The organism is Georgenia sp. M64 (genome assembly GCF_038049925.1).
In the GTDB taxonomy this organism is placed as follows: Bacteria; Actinomycetota; Actinomycetes; order Actinomycetales; family Actinomycetaceae; genus Georgenia.
The window spans coordinates 1,448,643-1,466,032 of sequence record NZ_CP145809.1; the positions used below are offsets into that span (position 1 = coordinate 1,448,643).

The following is a 17,390-nucleotide window of genomic DNA, read 5'->3' on the forward strand; positions in this document are numbered from 1 at the left end:
CCGGTTGTCGCCGTCGCACGACCCGCGCCACCCGGTAGCGTCCTGCGCCATGGAGACCTTCGAGTTGCGCTCGCCCGACGGCGCCGTGGTGCTCAGCACCCCCACCGCCGACGACGTCGATCGCATCAGCGACGTCTGCCAGGAACCGGACATCCAGTTCTGGACCACCATGCCGAGCCCGTACCGGCGCAGCGACGCCGAGAACTTCGTCACCGGCGTCGTCCCCGCGAGCTGGACGGACGGCTCGCCGGTCTGGGCGATCCGCGACGACGGCGGTGCGCGGCTCGTCGGCATGATCGGCCTCCACGGCGCCCAGGACGGCAAGGCCGAGATCGGCTACTGGCTCGCCGCCGAGGCGCGCGGCCGCGGCGTCATGTCCACCGCCGTCGGGCTCGTCCTCGACGCCGGCTTCGACCGGCTGGGCCTGCACACGATCGCCTGGCGCGCCGACGCCGGCAACTGGGCCTCCTGGCGAGCGGTCTGGCGCCACGGCTTCCGCAAGGAAGGAACGGTGCGTGCCCTCAACCACTCCCGCGGGGAGTGGAAGGACGGCTGGATCGGCACCCTGCTCAGGGACGACCCGCGCACCCCCGCCACACCGTGGGACGGACCCGACCTAGCCACGAGCCCGAGCGACACCGCCGCGGTAGCCCAGGCCGCCGCGCCGTCGCCCCGCGACCCCGACGCCCTCGTCCGGCAGTTCCACGAGACCTACCACCTGCCCGTCGTCGCCGATGCCCCCAGCGTCGACCGCGACCGGGTCCACATGCGCATGGCGCTCGTCGCCGAGGAGCTGGCCGAGCTCGTCGAGGCCGTCTACGGCGAGTCCGCCGGGGCAGAGGTCTCCGCAGCCTTCACCCGTGCCGTCGCGGCCGACGACGGCACCCGGGACACCGTCGAGGCCGCCGACGCCCTCGGTGACCTCATCTACGTCATCTACGGGATGGCGCTCGAGTGCGGGATCCCGCTGGACGAGGTCCTCGCTGAGATCCAGGCCTCCAACCTCTCCAAGCTCGGCGAGGACGGCAGGCCCATCTACCGTGAGGACGGGAAGGTGCTCAAGGGGCCCGGGTTCTTCGCGCCGGACATCGCCGGCGTCCTCGCGCGCCACGGTTTCCGTCCGAAAATGTGACGCGCGGCTGTGCATCTGGTCCGCATTGCCGGTGACGCACGGCACAATAGCCCGATGCCCGATCTCGCCACCGCACCGGAGGTCACGGCGCTACCCGCCGACAACCCCTTCGCCGCACCCTCCACGCTGCCCTACGGCTTGCCCGACTTCGCCGCGGTCCGTCTGGAGCACTTCCGCCCGGCAGTGCTGGCCGGCATGGCCGCCCAGCGGGCCGAGTGGGAGGCGATCGCCACCGACCAGGACCTGCCCGACGTCGCCAACACCCTCGAGGCGCTCGAGCGCTCGGGCGAGATCCTGCGCCGGACCATGGTCGTCCTGCACACCCTCGCCGGCTCCGTCGGCGGTGACGACCTCCACGCCCTCGAGTCCGAGATCGCCCCGCTGCTCGCGGCGCACGGCGACGCGCTCTACCTCGACCGGCGGATCTACAACCGGCTCGAGTCCGTCGCCAACGCGGCCCCGCTGCTCGACCTCGACGACGAGACCGCCTGGCTCCTCGAGCAGTACCGCAAGACCTTCGTCCGTGCCGGCATCCGCCTCACCGACCCGGAGCAGGAGCAGCTCCGGGCGCTCAACGCACGCATCGTCAGCCTCGAGACGGAGTTCTCACAGCGCGCCGTCCGTAGCCTCGAGGCCGGGGCCCTCCCGGTGCACGACCCCGCCCGCCTCGCCGGGCTCGACGAGGGCACAGTCGCGGCCCTCGCCCGCAACGCCGCCGACCGACCTGACGACGCCGCCTGTGCGGGCCACCTCATCACCCTCCAGCTGCCCACCCAGCAGCCCCTCCTCGCGCGCCTGACCGACCGCGAGCTCCGCACCGCTCTCCTCGAGGCGTCCCGCACCCGCGGGAGCGGGGTCGGCGCCGACTCGGACACCCGCGTCGTCCTCCTCGAGCTCGCCAGGCTGCGGGCTGAACGTGCCCGGCTGCTCGGCTACGAGCACCACGCCGCCTACATCGCGGAGGACGGCACGGCCCTGACAGCCGAGGCGGTCCGCGCCATGCTCGAGCGGCTCGCCGCCCCGGCGGCCCGCAACGCCCGCCTCGAGGCGGCCGAGCTCCAGGCCATGCTGGACGTCGACCACGCCGGCGAGACCCTCACCGCCGCCGACTGGGGCTACTACTCCGAGCGGCTCCGCAAGGAGCGCTTCGACCTCGACGACGACGTCCTGCGCCCCTACCTCGAGCTCGACCGCGTCCTCACCGACGGCGTCTTCCACGCCGCGACCGCCCTGTTCGGCATCACCTTCCACGAGCGGCCCGACCTCGTCGGCTACACCGACGGGGTCCGGGTCTGGGAGGTCAAGGAGGAGGACGGCAGCGGCCTGGGCCTCTTCGTGGGCGACTTCTACGCCCGCGCCGGTAAGCGCGGCGGCGCCTGGATGCACTCCTTCGTCCGGCAGTCCCACCTCCTCGGCCGCAAGCCGGTCGTCGTCAACAACCTCAACATCACCGCCCCGCCGCCGGGGGAACCGACCCTGCTCACCTGGGACGAGGTGCGCACCTGCTTCCACGAGTTCGGCCACGCCCTCCACGGGCTGTTCTCGAACGTGCACTACCCGACCCTGTCCGGGACCTCGGTGCCGCGTGACTTCGTCGAGTACCCCTCGCAGGTCAACGAGATGTGGATGACCGACGCCGCCGTCGTCGGCCGGTTCGCCCGCCACCACCGCACCGGGGAGCCGCTCCCGGAGCACCTCCTCGACAAGCTCCTCGCCCTCGGCGCCTACGGCGAGGGCTTCGCCACCACCGAGTACCTCGGCGCCGCCCTGCTCGACCAGGCCTGGCACCGGCTCACCCCGGACGAGGTGCCCACCGCCCCGGAGGACGTCGAGGACTTCGAGCACGCCGCGCTCGACGCCGCCGGCGTGGGTCTCGACCTCGTCCCGCCTCGGTACCGCTCCACCTACTTCAACCACTCCTTCGGCGGCGGCTACGACGCCGCGTACTACTCCTACATCTGGTCCGAGGTGCTGGACGCCGAGACCGTGGAGTGGTTCCACCACGAGGCGGCACAGGGCGACGACGGCGGACTCAACCGGGCCGCCGGTCAGCGCTTCCGGGAGGAGCTGCTCTCGCGGGGGTTCTCCCGCGACCCGCTCGCCTCGTTCCGGGCGCTGCGCGGGCGCGACGCCGGCATCGCCCCGCTGCTGGCGCGGCGCGGGCTCGTGGAGTGATAAGGCTTGCCGGGTCGGTCAGCTCCTCCGGTGGCGGCCTCCACGGTCATGGCAGATAGCCTGCCGAGGTGACCCACGCCGACACCCCGATCCGTCCGGAGGACGAGGTCGTCCAGATCTGCCGCGACCTCATCCGCATCGACACCTCCAACTACGGGGACGGCTCCGGGCCGGGGGAGCGGGTCGCGGCCGAGCTCGTCATGGCGCTGCTCACCGAGGTCGGCTTCGCCCCCGAGCTCATCGAGTCCGTGCCCGGCCGGTCGAGCGTGGTCCTGCGCATCCCCGGCACCGACCCCACGCGCCCCGCGCTGGTCCTGCACGGGCACACCGACGTCGTGCCGGCCGAGGCCGCCGACTGGTCGGTCGACCCCTTCGCCGCCGAGATCCGCGACGGCCTCGTCTGGGGCCGCGGCGCCGTCGACATGAAGGACATGGACGCCATGATCCTGGCGGTCGTGCGTGACATGGGCCGCACGGGCTGGCGCCCCCCGCGCGACCTCATCGTGGCGATGTTCGCCGACGAGGAGGCCGGCGGGAAGATGGGCGCGCAGTGGCTCGTGCGCCACCGGCCCGACCTCTTCGAGGGCGCCGACGAGGCCGTGAGCGAGGTGGGCGGGTACTCCACCGAGGTCGACGGCCGGCGCGTCTACCTCCTCCAGACGGCGGAGAAGGGCCTGGCCTGGCTCCGGCTCGTGGCGGGCGGCACCGCCGGGCACGGCTCCCAGGTCAACACCGACAACGCCGTCACCCGCCTCGCCGGCGCCATCCACCGCATCGGCGAGCACTCCTGGCCGATCCACCTCACCGGCACCGTCCGTGAGCTCCTCACCGGTGTCGCGGACCTCACCGGCACCACGTTCGACCCGGAGGACCCTGAGGGCATCGACCGCCTCGTCGACGCCCTCGGCCCGGCGAGGAAGTTCGTCGCCGCCACGCTGCGCACCGGCTCCAACCCCTCCCAGCTCGACGCCGGCTACAAGGCCAACGTCATCCCCGGCCAGGCGAGCGGCGTCGTCGACGTCCGGTCCATCCCGGGCGACGAGGAGGAGGTCTTCGCGACCATCAAGCGCCTCGCCGGCCCCGGCATCGAGATCGAGCCGGTCCACCAGGACGTCGGGCTCGAGGTGCCCTTCTCCGGGAACCTGGTGGACGCCATGGTCGCGGCCATCGACGCCGAGGACCCCGGCGCCGTCGTCCTGCCCTACATGCTCTCCGGCGGCACGGACAACAAGTCCCTGTCCCGCCTGGGCATCACCGGGTACGGCTTCGCGCCGCTGCAGCTCCCGCCGGACCTGGACTTCCCCGGCATGTTCCACGGCGTCGACGAGCGCGTGCCGGTCGACGCGCTGAAGTTCGGCTGCCGGGTGCTCGAGCGGATGCTGCGGACCTGCTGAGCGAGCGGCAGACGCCTCGGCTCAGAGTGTGCTCGGCACCCGCATGGCCTTGCGGCGCAGCCACACGCGTCGCGACCCACCCAGGTACAGCCGCGTCCGGGCCAGCTCCCAACGGCCGTACTCGGCCTCGTCGGTGAGCAGACGGCGCACGTCACCGTTGCTCACGGACCCGGGCAGGCTCAGCGTCCGGTACTCGTAGTAGGTGCCCGGGGTGGCCGCACGCCGGCGGGCGGCGGCGGTCCGGTTCTTCTCCGTCGGCATGTCCACATGCTCTCCCGCGGTCCGCTGGATCCGGAAATCACAGCGTATCCACGGTGCTTTGGCAACGGGTGAATCGCCTCGCCGGGGACGCTACGCTCAGGCCATGGCAAACGACCCCCGGGCTGCGCTCGACCGACTCATCGCCGCGTTCGAGGCGCACTACGACGCCGTCGCGGCGTCGCAGGACGGTGACGCCCCGGCCGTGGTCGCCGCAGCGAACACCCTCATGGACGCCTTCGACACCTACGACGACGCGCTCTTCACCGGCTTCGGGGTGGACACGCCCTTCGACATCTACACCGAAGAGGACGACGACGAGGACGACTTCGACGACGACGAGGATGAAGACGACGACGAGGACGGCGACGAGGACGACGAGTCCTGAGCTCAGAAGCGCTCGGGGTAGCCCAGCCCGGGGGCGGTGACCTCGTCCAGCACGGCCCGGATGGGCGCGGGCAGCGTGAGGTCCGACGCCGCGAGCACCCCGCGCAGCTGACCCGCCGTCCGCGCGCCCGTAATGGCCGAGCTGATGCCGGGGGCGTCCCGGACCCAGGCCAGGGCCACCTCGAGAGCCGTCCGGCCCAGCCCGCTCGCCGCCGTCGCGACGGCCTCGACGACCCCGCCGGCCCGCTCGTTGAGGTAGGGGTCGACGAACCCGCGCAGGTGCGGCGACGCCGCCCGTGAGCTCGCCGGCACCGTGGCGCGGTACTTGCCGGTGAGCACCCCGCGACCGAGCGGCGACCACGCCAGCACCCCGGCACCGAGCGCCTCGGCGGCCGGGAGCAGCTCGCGCTCGATCCCGCGCTGGAGGAGGGAGTACTCCACCTCCACCGCCGCCAGTCCCGGACCGGCAGGCGCGGCTAGCAGGGTCGCGGCGCGGGCGGTCGTCCACGCCGGGTAGTTCGACAGCCCCACGTAGCGGGTGCGGCCACTGCGCACCGCCTGATCCAGGGCCGAGAGGGTCTCGGTGAGCGGGGTGGCGGCGTCGGGGGACTGGACGAGCCAGAGGTCGACGTGGTCGGTGCCCAGCCGCTCGAGCGAGGCGTCGAGGGTGTCCAGGAGCGAGCCGCGCGAGGCGTCGACGACGCCTCCGCCATCTGGTGTGCGCCGGGTCCGCACACCGGCCTTGGTCACGAGCACGAGGTCCTCGCGGTCGACCTCGCCCGCCAGCAGGGCGCCGATGACCGACTCGGCGGCGCCGTCGCCGTAGGAGGCGGCCGTGTCCACGAGGGTCCCGCCGGCGTCGAGGAAGACCTCGAGCTGCTCGCCCGCGTCGTGCTCGTCGGTGTCCCGGCCCCAGGTCATCGTGCCCAGCCCGATGTCGGAGACCATCAGACCGGTGGCCCCGACCCTGCGCTGCTTCATGGGGTACCACCGTAGTGGCCGACGGCCGTCCGCCCCGCTGCCGCCACCCCTCGGCGCACGCGCCGCACAGGTGGCGCCAGAAGCCCGCGTGGCGCGGAACACGCCCGGGCCGTCACCTCCTCGTCACGACCGCGAAGTAGGGTGACCCCCCGTGACATGGTGGGAAGCGATCGTCCTCGGGCTCGTTCAGGGCCTCACCGAGTTCCTCCCGATCTCCTCGAGCGCGCACCTGAGGATCGTGGGGGAGCTCCTGCCCTCCGGTGCCGACCCCGGCGCCGCGTTCACCGCGGTGACTCAGATCGGCACCGAGACCGCGGTGGTCATCTACTTCCGCAAGGACATCTGGCGGATCATGCGGGCCTGGTTCGGTGCGCTGCCGGTGGGTCCGTGGAAGAACACGGTCCCGCGCACCGACCCCGACGCCCGCCTGGGCTGGTTCGTCATCGCCGGTTCGATCCCCATCGCCGTCCTCGGCCTGCTCTTCGAGTCCGCGATCGACGAGACCCTGCGCAACCTCTACATCACCGCCGCCATGCTGGCGATCTTCGCCCTCCTGCTCGGCTGGGCGGACGCGACCTCCCGGCGGACCCGCACCCTGGACCAGATGACGTGGCGCGACGCGGTCCTCTACGGCCTCGCTCAGGCGCTCGCCCTCATCCCGGGCGTCTCCCGCTCGGGCGGCACCATCACCGCCGGCCTGCTCCTGGGGTACACCCGCGAGGCCGCCGCCCGGTACGCCTTCCTCCTCGCCATCCCCGCGGTCATGGCGTCGGGCTTCTACAAGCTCTTCTCCGACGTCCTCGTCGGGGAGCCGACGCCCGGCGCGGCCGACGTGCCGGGCGCCCTCATCGCGCTGGCCACGGCCGTCGCGTTCGTCGTCGGCTACGCCGTCATCGTGTGGTTCCTCGCCTTCGTCTCCCACAACAGCTACAAGCCGTTCGTCCTCTACCGGCTCATGCTGGCCGCCGCGGTCGTCATCCTCATCGTGGCCGGGGTCATCGACGCCGTCCCGGGCGGCGCCTCCGCCGCCGGCTGACGCCGGTCGCCCGACGCACCGGCGCCGGCGACCGGCGCATCCTCGGGCCGGCGCCGCCCGGCTGATCCGCGAGCTGGACCCGCCGGGCGACCGGACGGGACCGGACGGTAAGGTTCACCGGTGCACAGCTGGTCCGCCCCCGACGTCCCCGCCCTACCCGGGCACGGTGCACGGGTGCACCTCTTCGACTCCACCGCCCGCGCGCTGGTGCCCACCCGCGGCACGGAGGAGCCGGCCACGCTGTACGTCTGCGGCATCACGCCCTACGACGCCACGCACCTCGGTCACGCGAACACCTACACCGCCTTCGACCTGCTCGTGCGGGCCTGGCGCGACGCCGGCAGGGACGTCCGCTACGTCCAGAACGTCACCGACGTCGACGACCCGCTGCTCGAGCGGGCGACGGCGACCGGCGTGGACTGGCGCGAGCTCGCAGCGAGCCAGATCGAGCTCTTCCGCGGGGACATGACCGCCCTGCGCGTCGTCCCGCCCGAGCACTACATCGGCGCCGTGGAGTCGATGGAGACGGTCGTCGGTGCGGTCGAGGGCATGCTCGCCGCGGGCAGCGCCTACCGGGTCCCGCTCACGCCCGAGGAGGCCGCCGTCGCCGGCGACGACCTCGGCGACGTCTACGCCGACACCTCGGTGGACGCCTTCTTCGGCGTCGGCGCCCACCTGGACCACGCCGAGATGGTCGACGTCTTCGGGGAGAACGGCGGCGACCCGGGCCGGCCGGGCAAGCGCCAGGCCCTCGACCCGCTCCTGTGGCGCCGCACCCGCGCGGGCGAGCCCGACTGGGACGGCGGCACGCTCGGTCGTGGCCGGCCCGGGTGGCACATCGAGTGCGCCTGCATCGCCCGGTGCCACCTCGGTCCGGTGGTCGAGGTCCAGGGCGGCGGCCGCGACCTCGTCTTCCCGCACCACGAGATGAGCGAGTCGCACCTGCGCTCGCTCACCGGGGAGCCCGCGCCCGTGCTGCTGCACGTCCACGCCGGGATGGTGGGCTACCACGGCGAGAAGATGAGCAAGTCTCGCGGCAACCTCGTCCTCGTCTCCCGGCTCCTTGCCGACGGAGCGGACCCCATGGCCGTGCGGCTCGTCCTCCTCGCCCACCACTACCGAGCCGACTGGGAGTACACCGACGACGACCTCGCCGTGGCCACCGCCCGGCTGGGCCGCTGGCGCGAGGCGATGCACGGCTCGGGACCGTCCGCCGAGGAGCTGCTCGACGCCGTCCGGCGGGCCCTCGCGGCCGATCTCGACGCCCCGGCCGCGCTGGCGGCGGTCGACGCGTGGGTCGACCGCGCGCTCGACGGCGACGGTGACGGCGACGCGGCCTCTGACGGCGACGCGTCCGCCCCGGCCGGTGCCGATGGCCCGGACCTTGCGCGCCGCGCTGTCGACGCCCTGCTCGGCGTCGCCGTCTGACGTCACGACGACGCCCGGCCCACCCCGAGGGGTGGACCGGGCGCCGTCGTCGTGGTCTTCGCGACGTCGTCGTCGGTCTAGGCCTTCTGAACGGTGATGGTCCAGCTCGCGTCGCCCCGGCGGTCGAAGTTCGTCACCGGGTAGCCGTTGTCCGCGGCCCACTGCGGGATGGCCTCGGTGGCCTGCGTGCAGTCGAAGTCGATGACCAGCTCGTCGCCGATCGGGATGGCGGCGATGGCGGCCTTGGCCTCGACGAGGGGGAACGGGCAGACCTGGCCGTCGGTCTTCAGGACGTGGGTGCTCATGGTGGTCTCTCTCTCGGTCAGGCGTTGGTGAGGGCCGGGGCCCGGTCGCCGGCGGCGGCGCGGGAGGGGTTGATGATGTAGACCTTCGCGGCGAGGCCGGTGCCCAGCAGCATGAATCCGAAGGCCAGCCACCCCTCCCAGGAGAACTGGGCGGTGGCGACCATGGCGGCACCGATGGTGCAGCCGCCGGCCAGGGCGGCGCCGACGCCCATCCCGATGCCGCCGGCGATCGAGCGCAGCACGGTGGTGGCGTCGGGAACCCGGATCCGGAACTCCCCGGAGGCCTTCGCGGCGATGAAGGAGCCGAGGACGATCCCGACGAGGAGGAAGACCGCCCAGTCGATGAGCTCGGTGTCGGCCGTGACGACGTAGGTGGCGATGTCCGCGGCGGGCGTGGTGATGCCCAGGCCGGCCTCGCGCCCCGTGGCGGTGGACAGCGGCCAGGCGGCGATCGCGATGACGCTGATGACCAGGGCGGTGGCGAACGGGTGCCAGCGCTTCTCCAGGAGCACGTGCGCGACCCCGGTGCGGCGCGGCGGGAGGGTGGCGACCGGCCGGCGCGGCACGGACAGGTGCCGGTGGACGGCGTAGAGGGTCGCGGCGAGCAGCCCGGCCACGAGGAACCACGAGGAGATCCCGAGCGTCTCGTGGATGGTGGTGAGGCCCACGGTCTGGGACCGCGCCCAGGTGGTGAGGTCGGCGAAGACGCCGTACTTCATGGCGCCGGCGGAGGCGCCGTAGAAGATCAGGGCGATCCAGGACCCGACCAGGCCCTCGCCGGAGCGGTAGACGGTGCCGGTGGCGCAGCCGGCGGCCAGGACGATGGAGTAGCCGAAGATGAGCGAGCCCACGACGACCGCGCCCAGCGGGAGGGGGTCGGAGGCGGGGCTGATGACCCCGAGGCCCTCGAGCGCCGCCACCCCGACCGCCTGGACGGCGATGACGAGGACGAAGGCGGTGAGCCAGGTGGTCTTGCGGGCGACGAAGACGTCGCGGAACGCGCCGGTGACGCAGAAGCGCCCGCGCTGGAGGACGAATCCGAGCGCGGCGCCCAGGACGAGGCCGGTGAGGAGCATGGTGATCCTTTTGTGCGGGAGGCAGGGGCCGGACGCGCGGCGGTCCGGACGTCGGAGAACGTAGGGCTGCGCCCGCCGGTGTCAGGGCGCACTCGGGGCACGTCTCACTCCCCGGGTCGGCCGGTCACCGTCGTCTCGGTGCGTGGGACCGAGCCCGCACTCCTTGCGCCCCCAGGTGTGGGGCCTGCTAGGGCGTGTGTATCCGAGGGCTCAGCGCCCGCCCGGTGCGGGCGGCCCGCCCTTGTCGCCCTTGCCCGTGTCGCGGCGGCGCAGGTACCGCTCGAACTCCCGGGCGATGGCCTCACCGCTGGCCTCGGGCAGCTCGGCGGTGTCCTTGACCTGCTCGAGCTGCTGGATGTACTCCGCGACGTCGGGGTCCTGACCCGCCAGCTCGTCCACCCCCGCCTGCCACGCGCGGGCGTCCTCGGCCAGCTCGCCCACCGGCAGCGGCTCGCCGACGAGCTCCTCGAGCTTGACGAGGATCGCCAGGGTCGCCTTCGGCGAGGGCGGCTGCGCGACGTAGTGCGGCACCGCCGCCCACACGCTGAGGGTGTGCAGGTCCCGCTCGGTGGCGTAGTGCCCGAGCACGCCGACGATGCCCGAGGGGCCCTCGTAGTCCGAGCCCTCCACCCCGAGGAGGGCCTGGACCTGGGGGTCGTTGGAGGAGGTCTGGACCGGGATGGGCCGCGAGTGGGGGACGTCGGCGAGCAGCGCACCGACCCCGACGACGGTGCCGACCTCGAGCTCGGTGGCGACGTCGAGGATCTCGTCGCAGTAGTCGCGCCAGTGGAAGGACGGCTCGACGCCCTGGACGAGGACGACCTTGCGACCCGCCAGCGGGGTCGTGACGACCGAGATCGTCGTCTCGGGCCAGGTGAGGAGGCGGTTGCCCTCCTCGTCGGTGCTCACCTGGGGCCGGTTGACCTGGAAGTCGTGGAAGTCCTGCGGGTCGAGCTCGTGGACGACCTCGGCGTCCCACGCCTCGGCGATGACCTCCAGCGCCTGGGTGGCGGCGCCGCCGGCGTCGTTCCAGCCCTCGAACGCGGCCAGGAGGATGGCGGGGGGCAGGTCGTGCCCGCCGGCGGCGTCGTCCCGCTCCGCGTCATGGCTGCTGGTCATGGGAACACCCTAGACACCGCACGGGCCCCGGGCCGTACGCGGTGGACCGGTGCGGTCCGCGCGTCGCCGGCGTCCTATCGTCGGTCCATGACCTCCAGCCCCTCCCTGCCCGCCGCCGTCCTGCTCGACATGGACGGCACCCTCGTCGACACCGAGCCGTACTGGCTCGCCACCGAGCACGAGGTGGTCGAGCGGCACGGCTCCACCTGGTCGCACGAGCAGGGCCTCAAGCTCGTCGGGCAGGACCTGCGCACGGCCGCCAGGATCATCCTCGACGAGACCGGGCTCGCCGGGGAGCCCGACGACCTGGTGGCCGAGCTGGTCGCCGGCGTGGTCGAGCGCATGCGGCGCGAGGGCACGCCCTGGCGGCCCGGGGCCCAGGCGCTCCTGGCGCGCCTGGCCGAGGCCGGCGTCCCCTGCGCGCTGGTGACGATGTCCTACGCGGAGGTCACGACCGCCGTCGTCGAGGGCTCGCCCGCGGGGACGTTCGCCACCGTCGTCTCCGGCGACCAGGTCACCCACGGCAAGCCGCACCCCGAGCCCTACCTCACGGCCGCGAGCCGCCTCGGGGTGGACGTGCGCCGGTGCGTCGCGATCGAGGACTCCCCGGTGGGGGCGAGCTCTGCCCTGGCCGCCGGTGCGCGGACGATCGCCGTGCCGCTCATGGTCGACGTCGCCGCCCGGCCGGGCCTGAGCCGGCTGCGCTCCCTGGAGCACCTCGACCTGGACCTGCTCGGGCGGATCCTCGACGGCGAGGACGTCGACGAGGTGGTCGCCACCCGGGCCTAGCCGGCCTGGACGGTGAGCAGGTGCGCGAGCCCCTCCTCGGGCAGCGGGGGCTGCTCGCCGCCGAAGAGCGGGCAGCGGGCCTGGTGGCTGCACCAGTCGCACAGGCGTGAGCGCCGCGGCTGGAAGTCGCCGGAGCGGGCGGCCGCCGCGATCGTCGACCACAGCTCGTCGAGCATCCGCTCGACGGCGAGCAGCTCGGCCTCGTGCGGGTCGTGGGTGAGCGTGCGGCCGTCCCCGAGGTAGACGAGCTGGAGCCGGGCGGGGACCGTCCCGTTGAGGCGCCACAGCATGAGGCCGTAGAACCGCATCTGGAACAGCGCCTCCTCGACGAAGCGGGGGTTCGGCGAGCGGCCGGTCTTGTAGTCGACCACCCGCACCGCGCCGTCGGGGGCCACGTCGAGGCGGTCGACGTACCCACGCAGCAGCACCCCGGAGGCGAGCTCGGTCTCGACGAGCAGCTCCCGCTCCGCGGGCTCGAGCCGCCGCGGGTTCTCCATCCGGAAGTACTGCGTGAGGAGGCTGCGGGCCTGGGCCAGCCACGCCGCGAGGTCCTCCGGCCCGGTGAACATCTCGGTGACCTCGGGCCGGCCGGCGCGCAGCGCCGTCCACTGCGGGTCGAGCAGCTCCTGGGCTGCGGCCTCGGTGCGCCCGGCCGCGGGCAGGTCGAAGAGGTGCTCGAGAACCGCGTGGACGAGGGAGCCCTTGACGGCCGCCGGGCTGGGCGGCTCCGGGAGCCGGTCCACCGTGCGGAAGCGGAAGAGGAGCGGGCACTGGTTGAAGTCCTTGGCCCGGGAGGGCGACAGGGCCGCGCGGCGGCGGCCCTCCCCGCCCGCCCCGGGCGGCAGCGGGTCGGCCGCCGTGAGCGGCGCGGTCGCGGTCTCGATCGTCATGGCGGCCACCGTAACCGCGCCCGCCGACATCGCCGTGCACCCCCGTCCGGCGTGGGGACGGCCCGGCACCCCGGGCGGCGGGGGAGGACTCGCCTACCCTGGGGCGGGTGAGTCAACAGCGCGGCGCCCGCCGCACCTCGGGGTGGGTCATCGGCCGGGTCGCCGGCGTGCCCGTGGTCCTGTCCCCGTCCTGGCTGCTCGTCGCCGGCCTCATCCTCCTCATCTACTTCCCCTTCGTGCAGCGGGTCCTCGGCGGCGCGGACGCCGTGACGATCGCGCTGACCACCCTGGGCTTCGTCGTCGTGCTGTTCGTCTCGGTCCTCCTCCACGAGCTCGCCCACGGGATGACGGCCGCGCGGTACGGCTCCCCGGCCCGGGAGTACGTGGTCACCTTCTGGGGCGGGCACACCGCGTTCGACCGCGACCTCTCCTCGCCCGGCGCCTCGGCGGTGGTCTCCGCCGCGGGCCCGGCGGCGAACCTCGTCCTCGCCGCGGCCGCCTGGGCCGCGACCCGGGCGGACCTGCCGACGCCGCTGTGGATCGTCCTGTGGGGCGCGACGATCACCAACGCCCTCGTCGCCGGGTTCAACCTGCTGCCGGGGCTGCCCCTCGACGGCGGCCGTGTCCTCGAGGCGCTGGTGTGGAAGGTCACGGGGCGCCGCTACCCCGGCACGGTCGCCGCGGCGTGGGGCGGGCGCGTCGTCGCCGGCGGGCTGGCGGTGTGGGCGCTGGGCGTCCCGCTTCTCCAGGGTCGCAGCCCCGACCTCACCACCATCATCTGGGTGGCGCTGCTCGCCTCGGTCCTGTGGAGCGGCGCCACCCAGGCCCTGGCGTCGGCCAAGGTGCACCGGGCGGCCGAGGGGCTCGACCTTCGCCCCCTCGCCCGGCCCGTCCTCCTCGTCCCGGCCGGCACCGCCGTCGCCGAGCTCGACGTGCGCGCCCCCGAGACGCGCGAGGCCGGCGGACCGACCGTGGTGCTCATGCGCGGGGAGGTGCCGGTCGCCGTCGTCGACGTCGAGGCCCTCGCGGCGATCCCCCCGCAGCACCGGGCCTCGACGCCGCTCGACGCCGTCGCCCGGACGCTCTACCGCGAGATGGTGGTCGGCCACGTCACCGGGCCGGAGGCGGTCGCCGCGGTCGCGCGCGCCCAGCGGCACACCAGCGAGGTTCTCCTCACCCAGGACCGTCAGGTCCTCGGCATGGTGCGGGTCGCCGACGTCGCGCGCGCGCTCGGCCGGCCCGCCTGAGCCCCGCCGGCCGGCCCACCTGAGTCCCGCCGGCCGGCCTGGCCCGTGCCGCGCGGCTGCGTAGACTCGCCCGTCGTGACCGATGAGCCCCCCACGCCCTCCGCCCTCGACGACGCCACGGGCGTCGCGGACCCGCGGGACGACGCCGACCTGCCGGGCGGTCCCGCCCGGCGCCGGGGCCCGCTCCGGGCCGGCGAGCGGGTCCAGATCACCGACACCAAGGGTCGGCTGTACACGGTCGTCCTCACCCACGACGGCTTCTTCCAGAGCCAGCGCGGCTCCTTCCGGCACAGCGAGCTCATCGGCCGCCCGGACGGCTCGGTCGTCACCACCGCCACCGGTCACCAGGTCCTCGCGCTGCGCCCGCTGCTCAGCGACTACGTCCTGTCCATGCCCCGCGGCGCGGCCGTCGTCTACCCCAAGGATGCCGGCCAGATCGTCCAGATGGGCGACATCTTCCCCGGCGCCCGCGTGGTCGAGGCCGGCGTCGGCTCCGGCGGGCTGAGCATGAGCCTGCTCTCGGCGGTGGGGGAGCGCGGCCACCTCCTCTCGGTCGAGCGGCGCGAGGACTTCGCCGACATCGCCGTCGGCAACGTCGAGTCCTGGTTCGGCGGGCCGCACCCGGCGTGGGAGGTCCGCGTCGGCGACCTCGCCGACGTCCTGCCCGACGCCGTCGAGCCCGGCTCGGTGGACCGGATCGTCCTGGACATGCTCGCCCCGTGGGACAACCTCGCCGTCGCCGCGGATGCCCTGGCGCCGGGCGGGGTGCTCATCGCCTACGTCGCCACCACCACCCAGCTGAGCCGCTTCGTCGAGGACGCCCGGACGAGCGAGCAGTTCACCGAGCCGCGCGCGTGGGAGTCGATGGTGCGGACCTGGCACCTCGAGGGCCTGTCCGTACGGCCGGACCACCGGATGATCGGGCACACCGGCTTCCTCGTCACCACCCGGCGCCTGGCCCCGGGCACCACCCCGCCCCAGCGCACCCGCCGGCCCGCCAAGGGCGCCTACGCCCCCGACGGCGAGTGGGCGCCCGAGGACGTCGGCGAGCGGTCGATCTCGGACAAGAAGGTCCGCCGGGTCCGCCGCGACATCCACCGTCGCAGCGTCATGGAGGAGACCGGCATGGCCTCCCAGCCCGGTCCGGCCACGACCACCGAGCCGGCAGGTCCGGTCACGACCACCGAGTCGGCGGGTCCGGTCACCACCACCGAGCCGGCGGGTCCGGTCACCACCACCGAGCAGGTAGGCCCCGGCGGGACCGCCGCACCGGTCGGGCCCGTCCGGAGCGCCGCCACCCCGGCCACCCCCGAGGAGCCCGAGGACCGCGCCTGAGACGGCCGCCACACCCCCGCGGCGGCGGCGTGTCCGGACCCGGGCATAGGGTGGTCGGGTCGGCCGACGAAGGGACGGACATGGCACAGGCGGACCGGTTCGGGGAGGCCCGGGCCCGGGAGCTCGAGCAGCAGGCGATCTCGCTGGCGTCGAAGAACGAGCGGCTCGCCGAGGCTCTCGACGCCGCCCGCCAGCGGCTCGTCCAGCTCCAGGACCAGCTCGACAACGTCTCGAAGCCGCCCGGCTCGTACGGCACGTTCCTCGCCGGGCACCTCGAGGAGCGCGAGGCCGACGTCTTCGTCGGCGGCCGCAAGATGCGCGTCGCCGTCTCCGCCGCGGTCCCCCTCGGCGCCCTGCACCCGGGGCAGGAGGTCCGCCTCAACGAGCAGCTCCTCCTCATCGCCGCCGGGCCGTACGAGACCACCGGCGAGCTCGTCACGGTCAAGGAGGTCCTCGACGGCGACCGCGTCCTGGTCCTCGCCCGCAGCGACGACGAGCGCGTCATGCGCCTGGCCGGCCCGCTCCTCGGGGTGCACCTGCGCGTCGGGGACGCCCTCACCGCCGACATGCGCACGAACTTCGTCACCGAGCGGGTCGTGCGCTCCGAGGTCGAGGAGCTCCTCCTCGAGGAGACCCCCGACACCCAGTACTCCGACATCGGCGGCCTCGGCCCGCAGATCGAGCAGATCCGCGACACCGTCGAGCTGCCCTTCCTCCACCCCGAGCTCTACCGCGAGCACGGCCTCAAGCCGCCCAAGGGCGTCCTGCTCTACGGCCCGCCCGGGTGCGGCAAGACCCTCATCGCCAAGGCGGTGGCGACCTCGCTCGCCGGCACCGCCGACCGGCGGCGGGAGGAGCGCGGCGAGGAGCGGGGCGGCGCGGCCCGCAGCTACTTCCTCAACATCAAGGGGCCTGAGCTCCTCAACAAGTACGTCGGCGAGACCGAGCGGCAGATCCGGGTCATCTTCGCCCGCGCCCGGGAGAAGGCCGTCCAGGGCATCCCCGTCGTCATCTTCTTCGACGAGATGGAGTCCCTGTTCCGCACCCGCGGGACCGGCGTCTCATCCGACGTCGAGACGACGATCGTGCCCCAGCTGCTCAGCGAGATCGACGGCGTCGAGAAGCTCGAGAACGTCATCGTCATCGGTGCCTCCAACCGCGAGGACATGATCGACCCGGCCATCCTGCGGCCGGGCCGCCTGGACGTGAAGATCAAGATCGAGCGCCCCGACGCCGACGGCGCGACGGAGATCTTCGCCAAGTACCTCACCACCGACCTGCCCCTGCACCCCGCCGAGCTCGACCGTCACGACGGCGACGCGGCCGCCGCCGTCGCCGCGATGATCGACGCCGCCGTGACCGCCCTCTTCGGCACCGGGCCGGAGAACGAGTTCCTCGAGGTCACCTACGCCAGCGGCGAGAAGGAGGTCCTGCACTTCAAGGACTTCGCCTCGGGCGCGATGATCGCCAACATCGTCGACCGCGCCAAGAAGCGGGCCATCAAGGACCTCCTCGCCACCGGCGAGCGCGGCCTGCGCACCGAGCACCTCCTCGGCGCGCTGTCGGCCGAGATGCGCGAGAACGAGGACCTGCCCAACACCACCAACCCCGACGAGTGGGCGCGGGTCAGCGGCAAGAAGGGCGAGCGGATCACGTTCATCCGCACCCTCGGCGCCGGGCGGTCCCTGCCCGCGCCGGACGAGGGGAGGGGCGTCCACGACCTCCCGGTCCACCACGGTGGGTCCGGCACCACCGTGGGCGACGTCCACGGCCCGGCCGCGGACCACCTCGGTGCCCGCGACGTCGACACCATCACGCCCACCGGCGGCTACCTGTAG

Annotated in this window: 16 protein-coding genes; 10 read left to right on the top strand and 6 right to left on the bottom strand. The window is 73.8% G+C overall.

Features of this window, described 5'->3' with window-relative positions; all coding sequences use genetic code 11:
- The first annotated feature begins 49 nt into the window (after positions 1-49).
- From AAEM63_RS06545 to AAEM63_RS06555, 3 genes are all read left to right on the top strand, one after another.
- On the top strand, positions 50-1,132 hold the full coding sequence (locus AAEM63_RS06545) for a bifunctional GNAT family N-acetyltransferase/nucleoside triphosphate pyrophosphohydrolase family protein (RefSeq protein WP_341360812.1): 1,083 nt from the start codon (positions 50-52) through the stop codon (positions 1,130-1,132).
- 54 nt (positions 1,133-1,186) lie between these two features.
- A complete protein-coding gene (locus AAEM63_RS06550) occupies positions 1,187-3,307 on the top strand; it encodes a M3 family metallopeptidase (RefSeq protein ID WP_341360813.1) in 2,121 nt (706 codons plus the stop codon).
- 68 nt (positions 3,308-3,375) lie between these two features.
- Entirely contained in the window at positions 3,376-4,701 is a 1,326-nt protein-coding gene (locus AAEM63_RS06555) for a M20/M25/M40 family metallo-hydrolase (RefSeq protein WP_341360814.1), read from the top strand.
- 21 nt (positions 4,702-4,722) lie between these two features.
- On the opposite strand, the gene AAEM63_RS06560 is transcribed toward AAEM63_RS06555, so the two are convergent.
- On the bottom strand, positions 4,723-4,962 hold the full coding sequence (locus tag AAEM63_RS06560) for a DUF5703 family protein (RefSeq protein WP_123918142.1): 240 nt from the start codon (positions 4,960-4,962) through the stop codon (positions 4,723-4,725).
- Between the two features lie 103 nt (positions 4,963-5,065).
- On the opposite strand from AAEM63_RS06560, the gene AAEM63_RS06565 reads away from it, so the two are divergent.
- Positions 5,066-5,347, top strand: a complete 282-nt coding sequence (locus AAEM63_RS06565; protein WP_123918144.1) for a DNA primase — start codon at positions 5,066-5,068, stop codon at positions 5,345-5,347.
- A 2-nt stretch (positions 5,348-5,349) separates the two neighbouring features.
- Here AAEM63_RS06565 and AAEM63_RS06570 read toward each other — a convergent pair whose 3' ends face one another.
- Complete coding sequence (locus AAEM63_RS06570; protein WP_341360815.1) at positions 5,350-6,327, bottom strand: aldo/keto reductase; 978 nt, start codon at positions 6,325-6,327, stop codon at positions 5,350-5,352.
- Positions 6,328-6,478: 151 nt separating this feature from the next.
- Between AAEM63_RS06570 and AAEM63_RS06575 the strand changes: the two genes are divergently transcribed.
- On the top strand, positions 6,479-7,363 hold the full coding sequence (locus AAEM63_RS06575) for an undecaprenyl-diphosphate phosphatase (RefSeq protein ID WP_341360816.1): 885 nt from the start codon (positions 6,479-6,481) through the stop codon (positions 7,361-7,363).
- Between the two features lie 120 nt (positions 7,364-7,483).
- Complete coding sequence (mshC, locus tag AAEM63_RS06580) at positions 7,484-8,791, top strand: cysteine--1-D-myo-inosityl 2-amino-2-deoxy-alpha-D-glucopyranoside ligase (protein ID WP_341360817.1); 1,308 nt, start codon at positions 7,484-7,486, stop codon at positions 8,789-8,791.
- Between the two features lie 77 nt (positions 8,792-8,868).
- Here the strand turns inward: mshC and AAEM63_RS06585 are convergent, their stop codons facing one another.
- The 3 genes from AAEM63_RS06585 to AAEM63_RS06595 form a co-directional block, all read right to left on the bottom strand.
- Positions 8,869-9,096 (bottom strand): sulfurtransferase TusA family protein, encoded by a 228-nt coding sequence (locus AAEM63_RS06585; protein ID WP_341360818.1) that lies wholly within the window; start codon positions 9,094-9,096, stop codon positions 8,869-8,871.
- A gap of 17 nt (positions 9,097-9,113) precedes the next feature.
- Positions 9,114-10,172 carry a YeeE/YedE family protein gene (locus AAEM63_RS06590; RefSeq protein WP_341360819.1) on the bottom strand — a complete coding sequence of 353 codons (1,059 nt, stop codon included), beginning with the start codon at positions 10,170-10,172 and terminating at the stop codon, positions 9,114-9,116.
- 210 nt (positions 10,173-10,382) lie between these two features.
- Positions 10,383-11,291, bottom strand: a complete 909-nt coding sequence (locus AAEM63_RS06595; RefSeq protein WP_123918156.1) for a PAC2 family protein — start codon at positions 11,289-11,291, stop codon at positions 10,383-10,385.
- A gap of 87 nt (positions 11,292-11,378) precedes the next feature.
- On the opposite strand from AAEM63_RS06595, the gene AAEM63_RS06600 reads away from it, so the two are divergent.
- A complete protein-coding gene (locus AAEM63_RS06600; protein WP_341360820.1) occupies positions 11,379-12,080 on the top strand; it encodes an HAD family phosphatase in 702 nt (233 codons plus the stop codon).
- Here AAEM63_RS06600 and AAEM63_RS06605 read toward each other — a convergent pair.
- Positions 12,077-12,970: a PD-(D/E)XK nuclease family protein gene (locus tag AAEM63_RS06605; protein ID WP_341360821.1), complete on the bottom strand. Its 894-nt coding sequence runs from the start codon at positions 12,968-12,970 to the stop codon at positions 12,077-12,079. The two genes, AAEM63_RS06600 and AAEM63_RS06605, sit on opposite strands and share 4 nt — an antisense overlap.
- 107 nt (positions 12,971-13,077) lie before the next feature.
- Between AAEM63_RS06605 and AAEM63_RS06610 the strand changes: the two genes are divergently transcribed.
- From AAEM63_RS06610 to arc, 3 genes are all read left to right on the top strand, one after another.
- Complete coding sequence (locus AAEM63_RS06610; protein ID WP_341360822.1) at positions 13,078-14,217, top strand: site-2 protease family protein; 1,140 nt, start codon at positions 13,078-13,080, stop codon at positions 14,215-14,217.
- A 150-nt stretch (positions 14,218-14,367) separates the two neighbouring features.
- Positions 14,368-15,552 carry a tRNA (adenine-N1)-methyltransferase gene (locus AAEM63_RS06615; RefSeq protein WP_341361326.1) on the top strand — a complete coding sequence of 395 codons (1,185 nt, stop codon included), beginning with the start codon at positions 14,368-14,370 and terminating at the stop codon, positions 15,550-15,552.
- An 80-nt stretch (positions 15,553-15,632) separates the two neighbouring features.
- Positions 15,633-17,390 carry a proteasome ATPase gene (gene arc, locus AAEM63_RS06620; protein WP_341360823.1) on the top strand — a complete coding sequence of 586 codons (1,758 nt, stop codon included), beginning with the start codon at positions 15,633-15,635 and terminating at the stop codon, positions 17,388-17,390.

Excerpts from the sequence above, each read along its gene's own strand:
- AAEM63_RS06565 (WP_123918144.1), top strand. The coding sequence starts at position 5,066 with ATGGCAAACGACCCCCGGGCTGCGCTCGACCGACTCATCGCCGCGTTC.
- AAEM63_RS06545 (WP_341360812.1), top strand. The coding sequence starts at position 50 with ATGGAGACCTTCGAGTTGCGCTCGCCCGACGGCGCCGTGGTGCTCAGC.
- AAEM63_RS06590 (WP_341360819.1), bottom strand. The coding sequence starts at position 10,172 with ATGCTCCTCACCGGCCTCGTCCTGGGCGCCGCGCTCGGATTCGTCCTC.
- AAEM63_RS06560 (WP_123918142.1), bottom strand. The coding sequence starts at position 4,962 with ATGCCGACGGAGAAGAACCGGACCGCCGCCGCCCGCCGGCGTGCGGCC.
- AAEM63_RS06550 (WP_341360813.1), top strand. The coding sequence starts at position 1,187 with ATGCCCGATCTCGCCACCGCACCGGAGGTCACGGCGCTACCCGCCGAC.
- arc (WP_341360823.1), top strand. The coding sequence starts at position 15,633 with ATGGCACAGGCGGACCGGTTCGGGGAGGCCCGGGCCCGGGAGCTCGAG.
- AAEM63_RS06570 (WP_341360815.1), bottom strand. The coding sequence starts at position 6,327 with ATGAAGCAGCGCAGGGTCGGGGCCACCGGTCTGATGGTCTCCGACATC.
- AAEM63_RS06600 (WP_341360820.1), top strand. The coding sequence starts at position 11,379 with ATGACCTCCAGCCCCTCCCTGCCCGCCGCCGTCCTGCTCGACATGGAC.
- AAEM63_RS06585 (WP_341360818.1), bottom strand. The coding sequence starts at position 9,096 with ATGAGCACCCACGTCCTGAAGACCGACGGCCAGGTCTGCCCGTTCCCC.
- AAEM63_RS06595 (WP_123918156.1), bottom strand. The coding sequence starts at position 11,291 with ATGACCAGCAGCCATGACGCGGAGCGGGACGACGCCGCCGGCGGGCAC.
- AAEM63_RS06605 (WP_341360821.1), bottom strand. The coding sequence starts at position 12,970 with ATGACGATCGAGACCGCGACCGCGCCGCTCACGGCGGCCGACCCGCTG.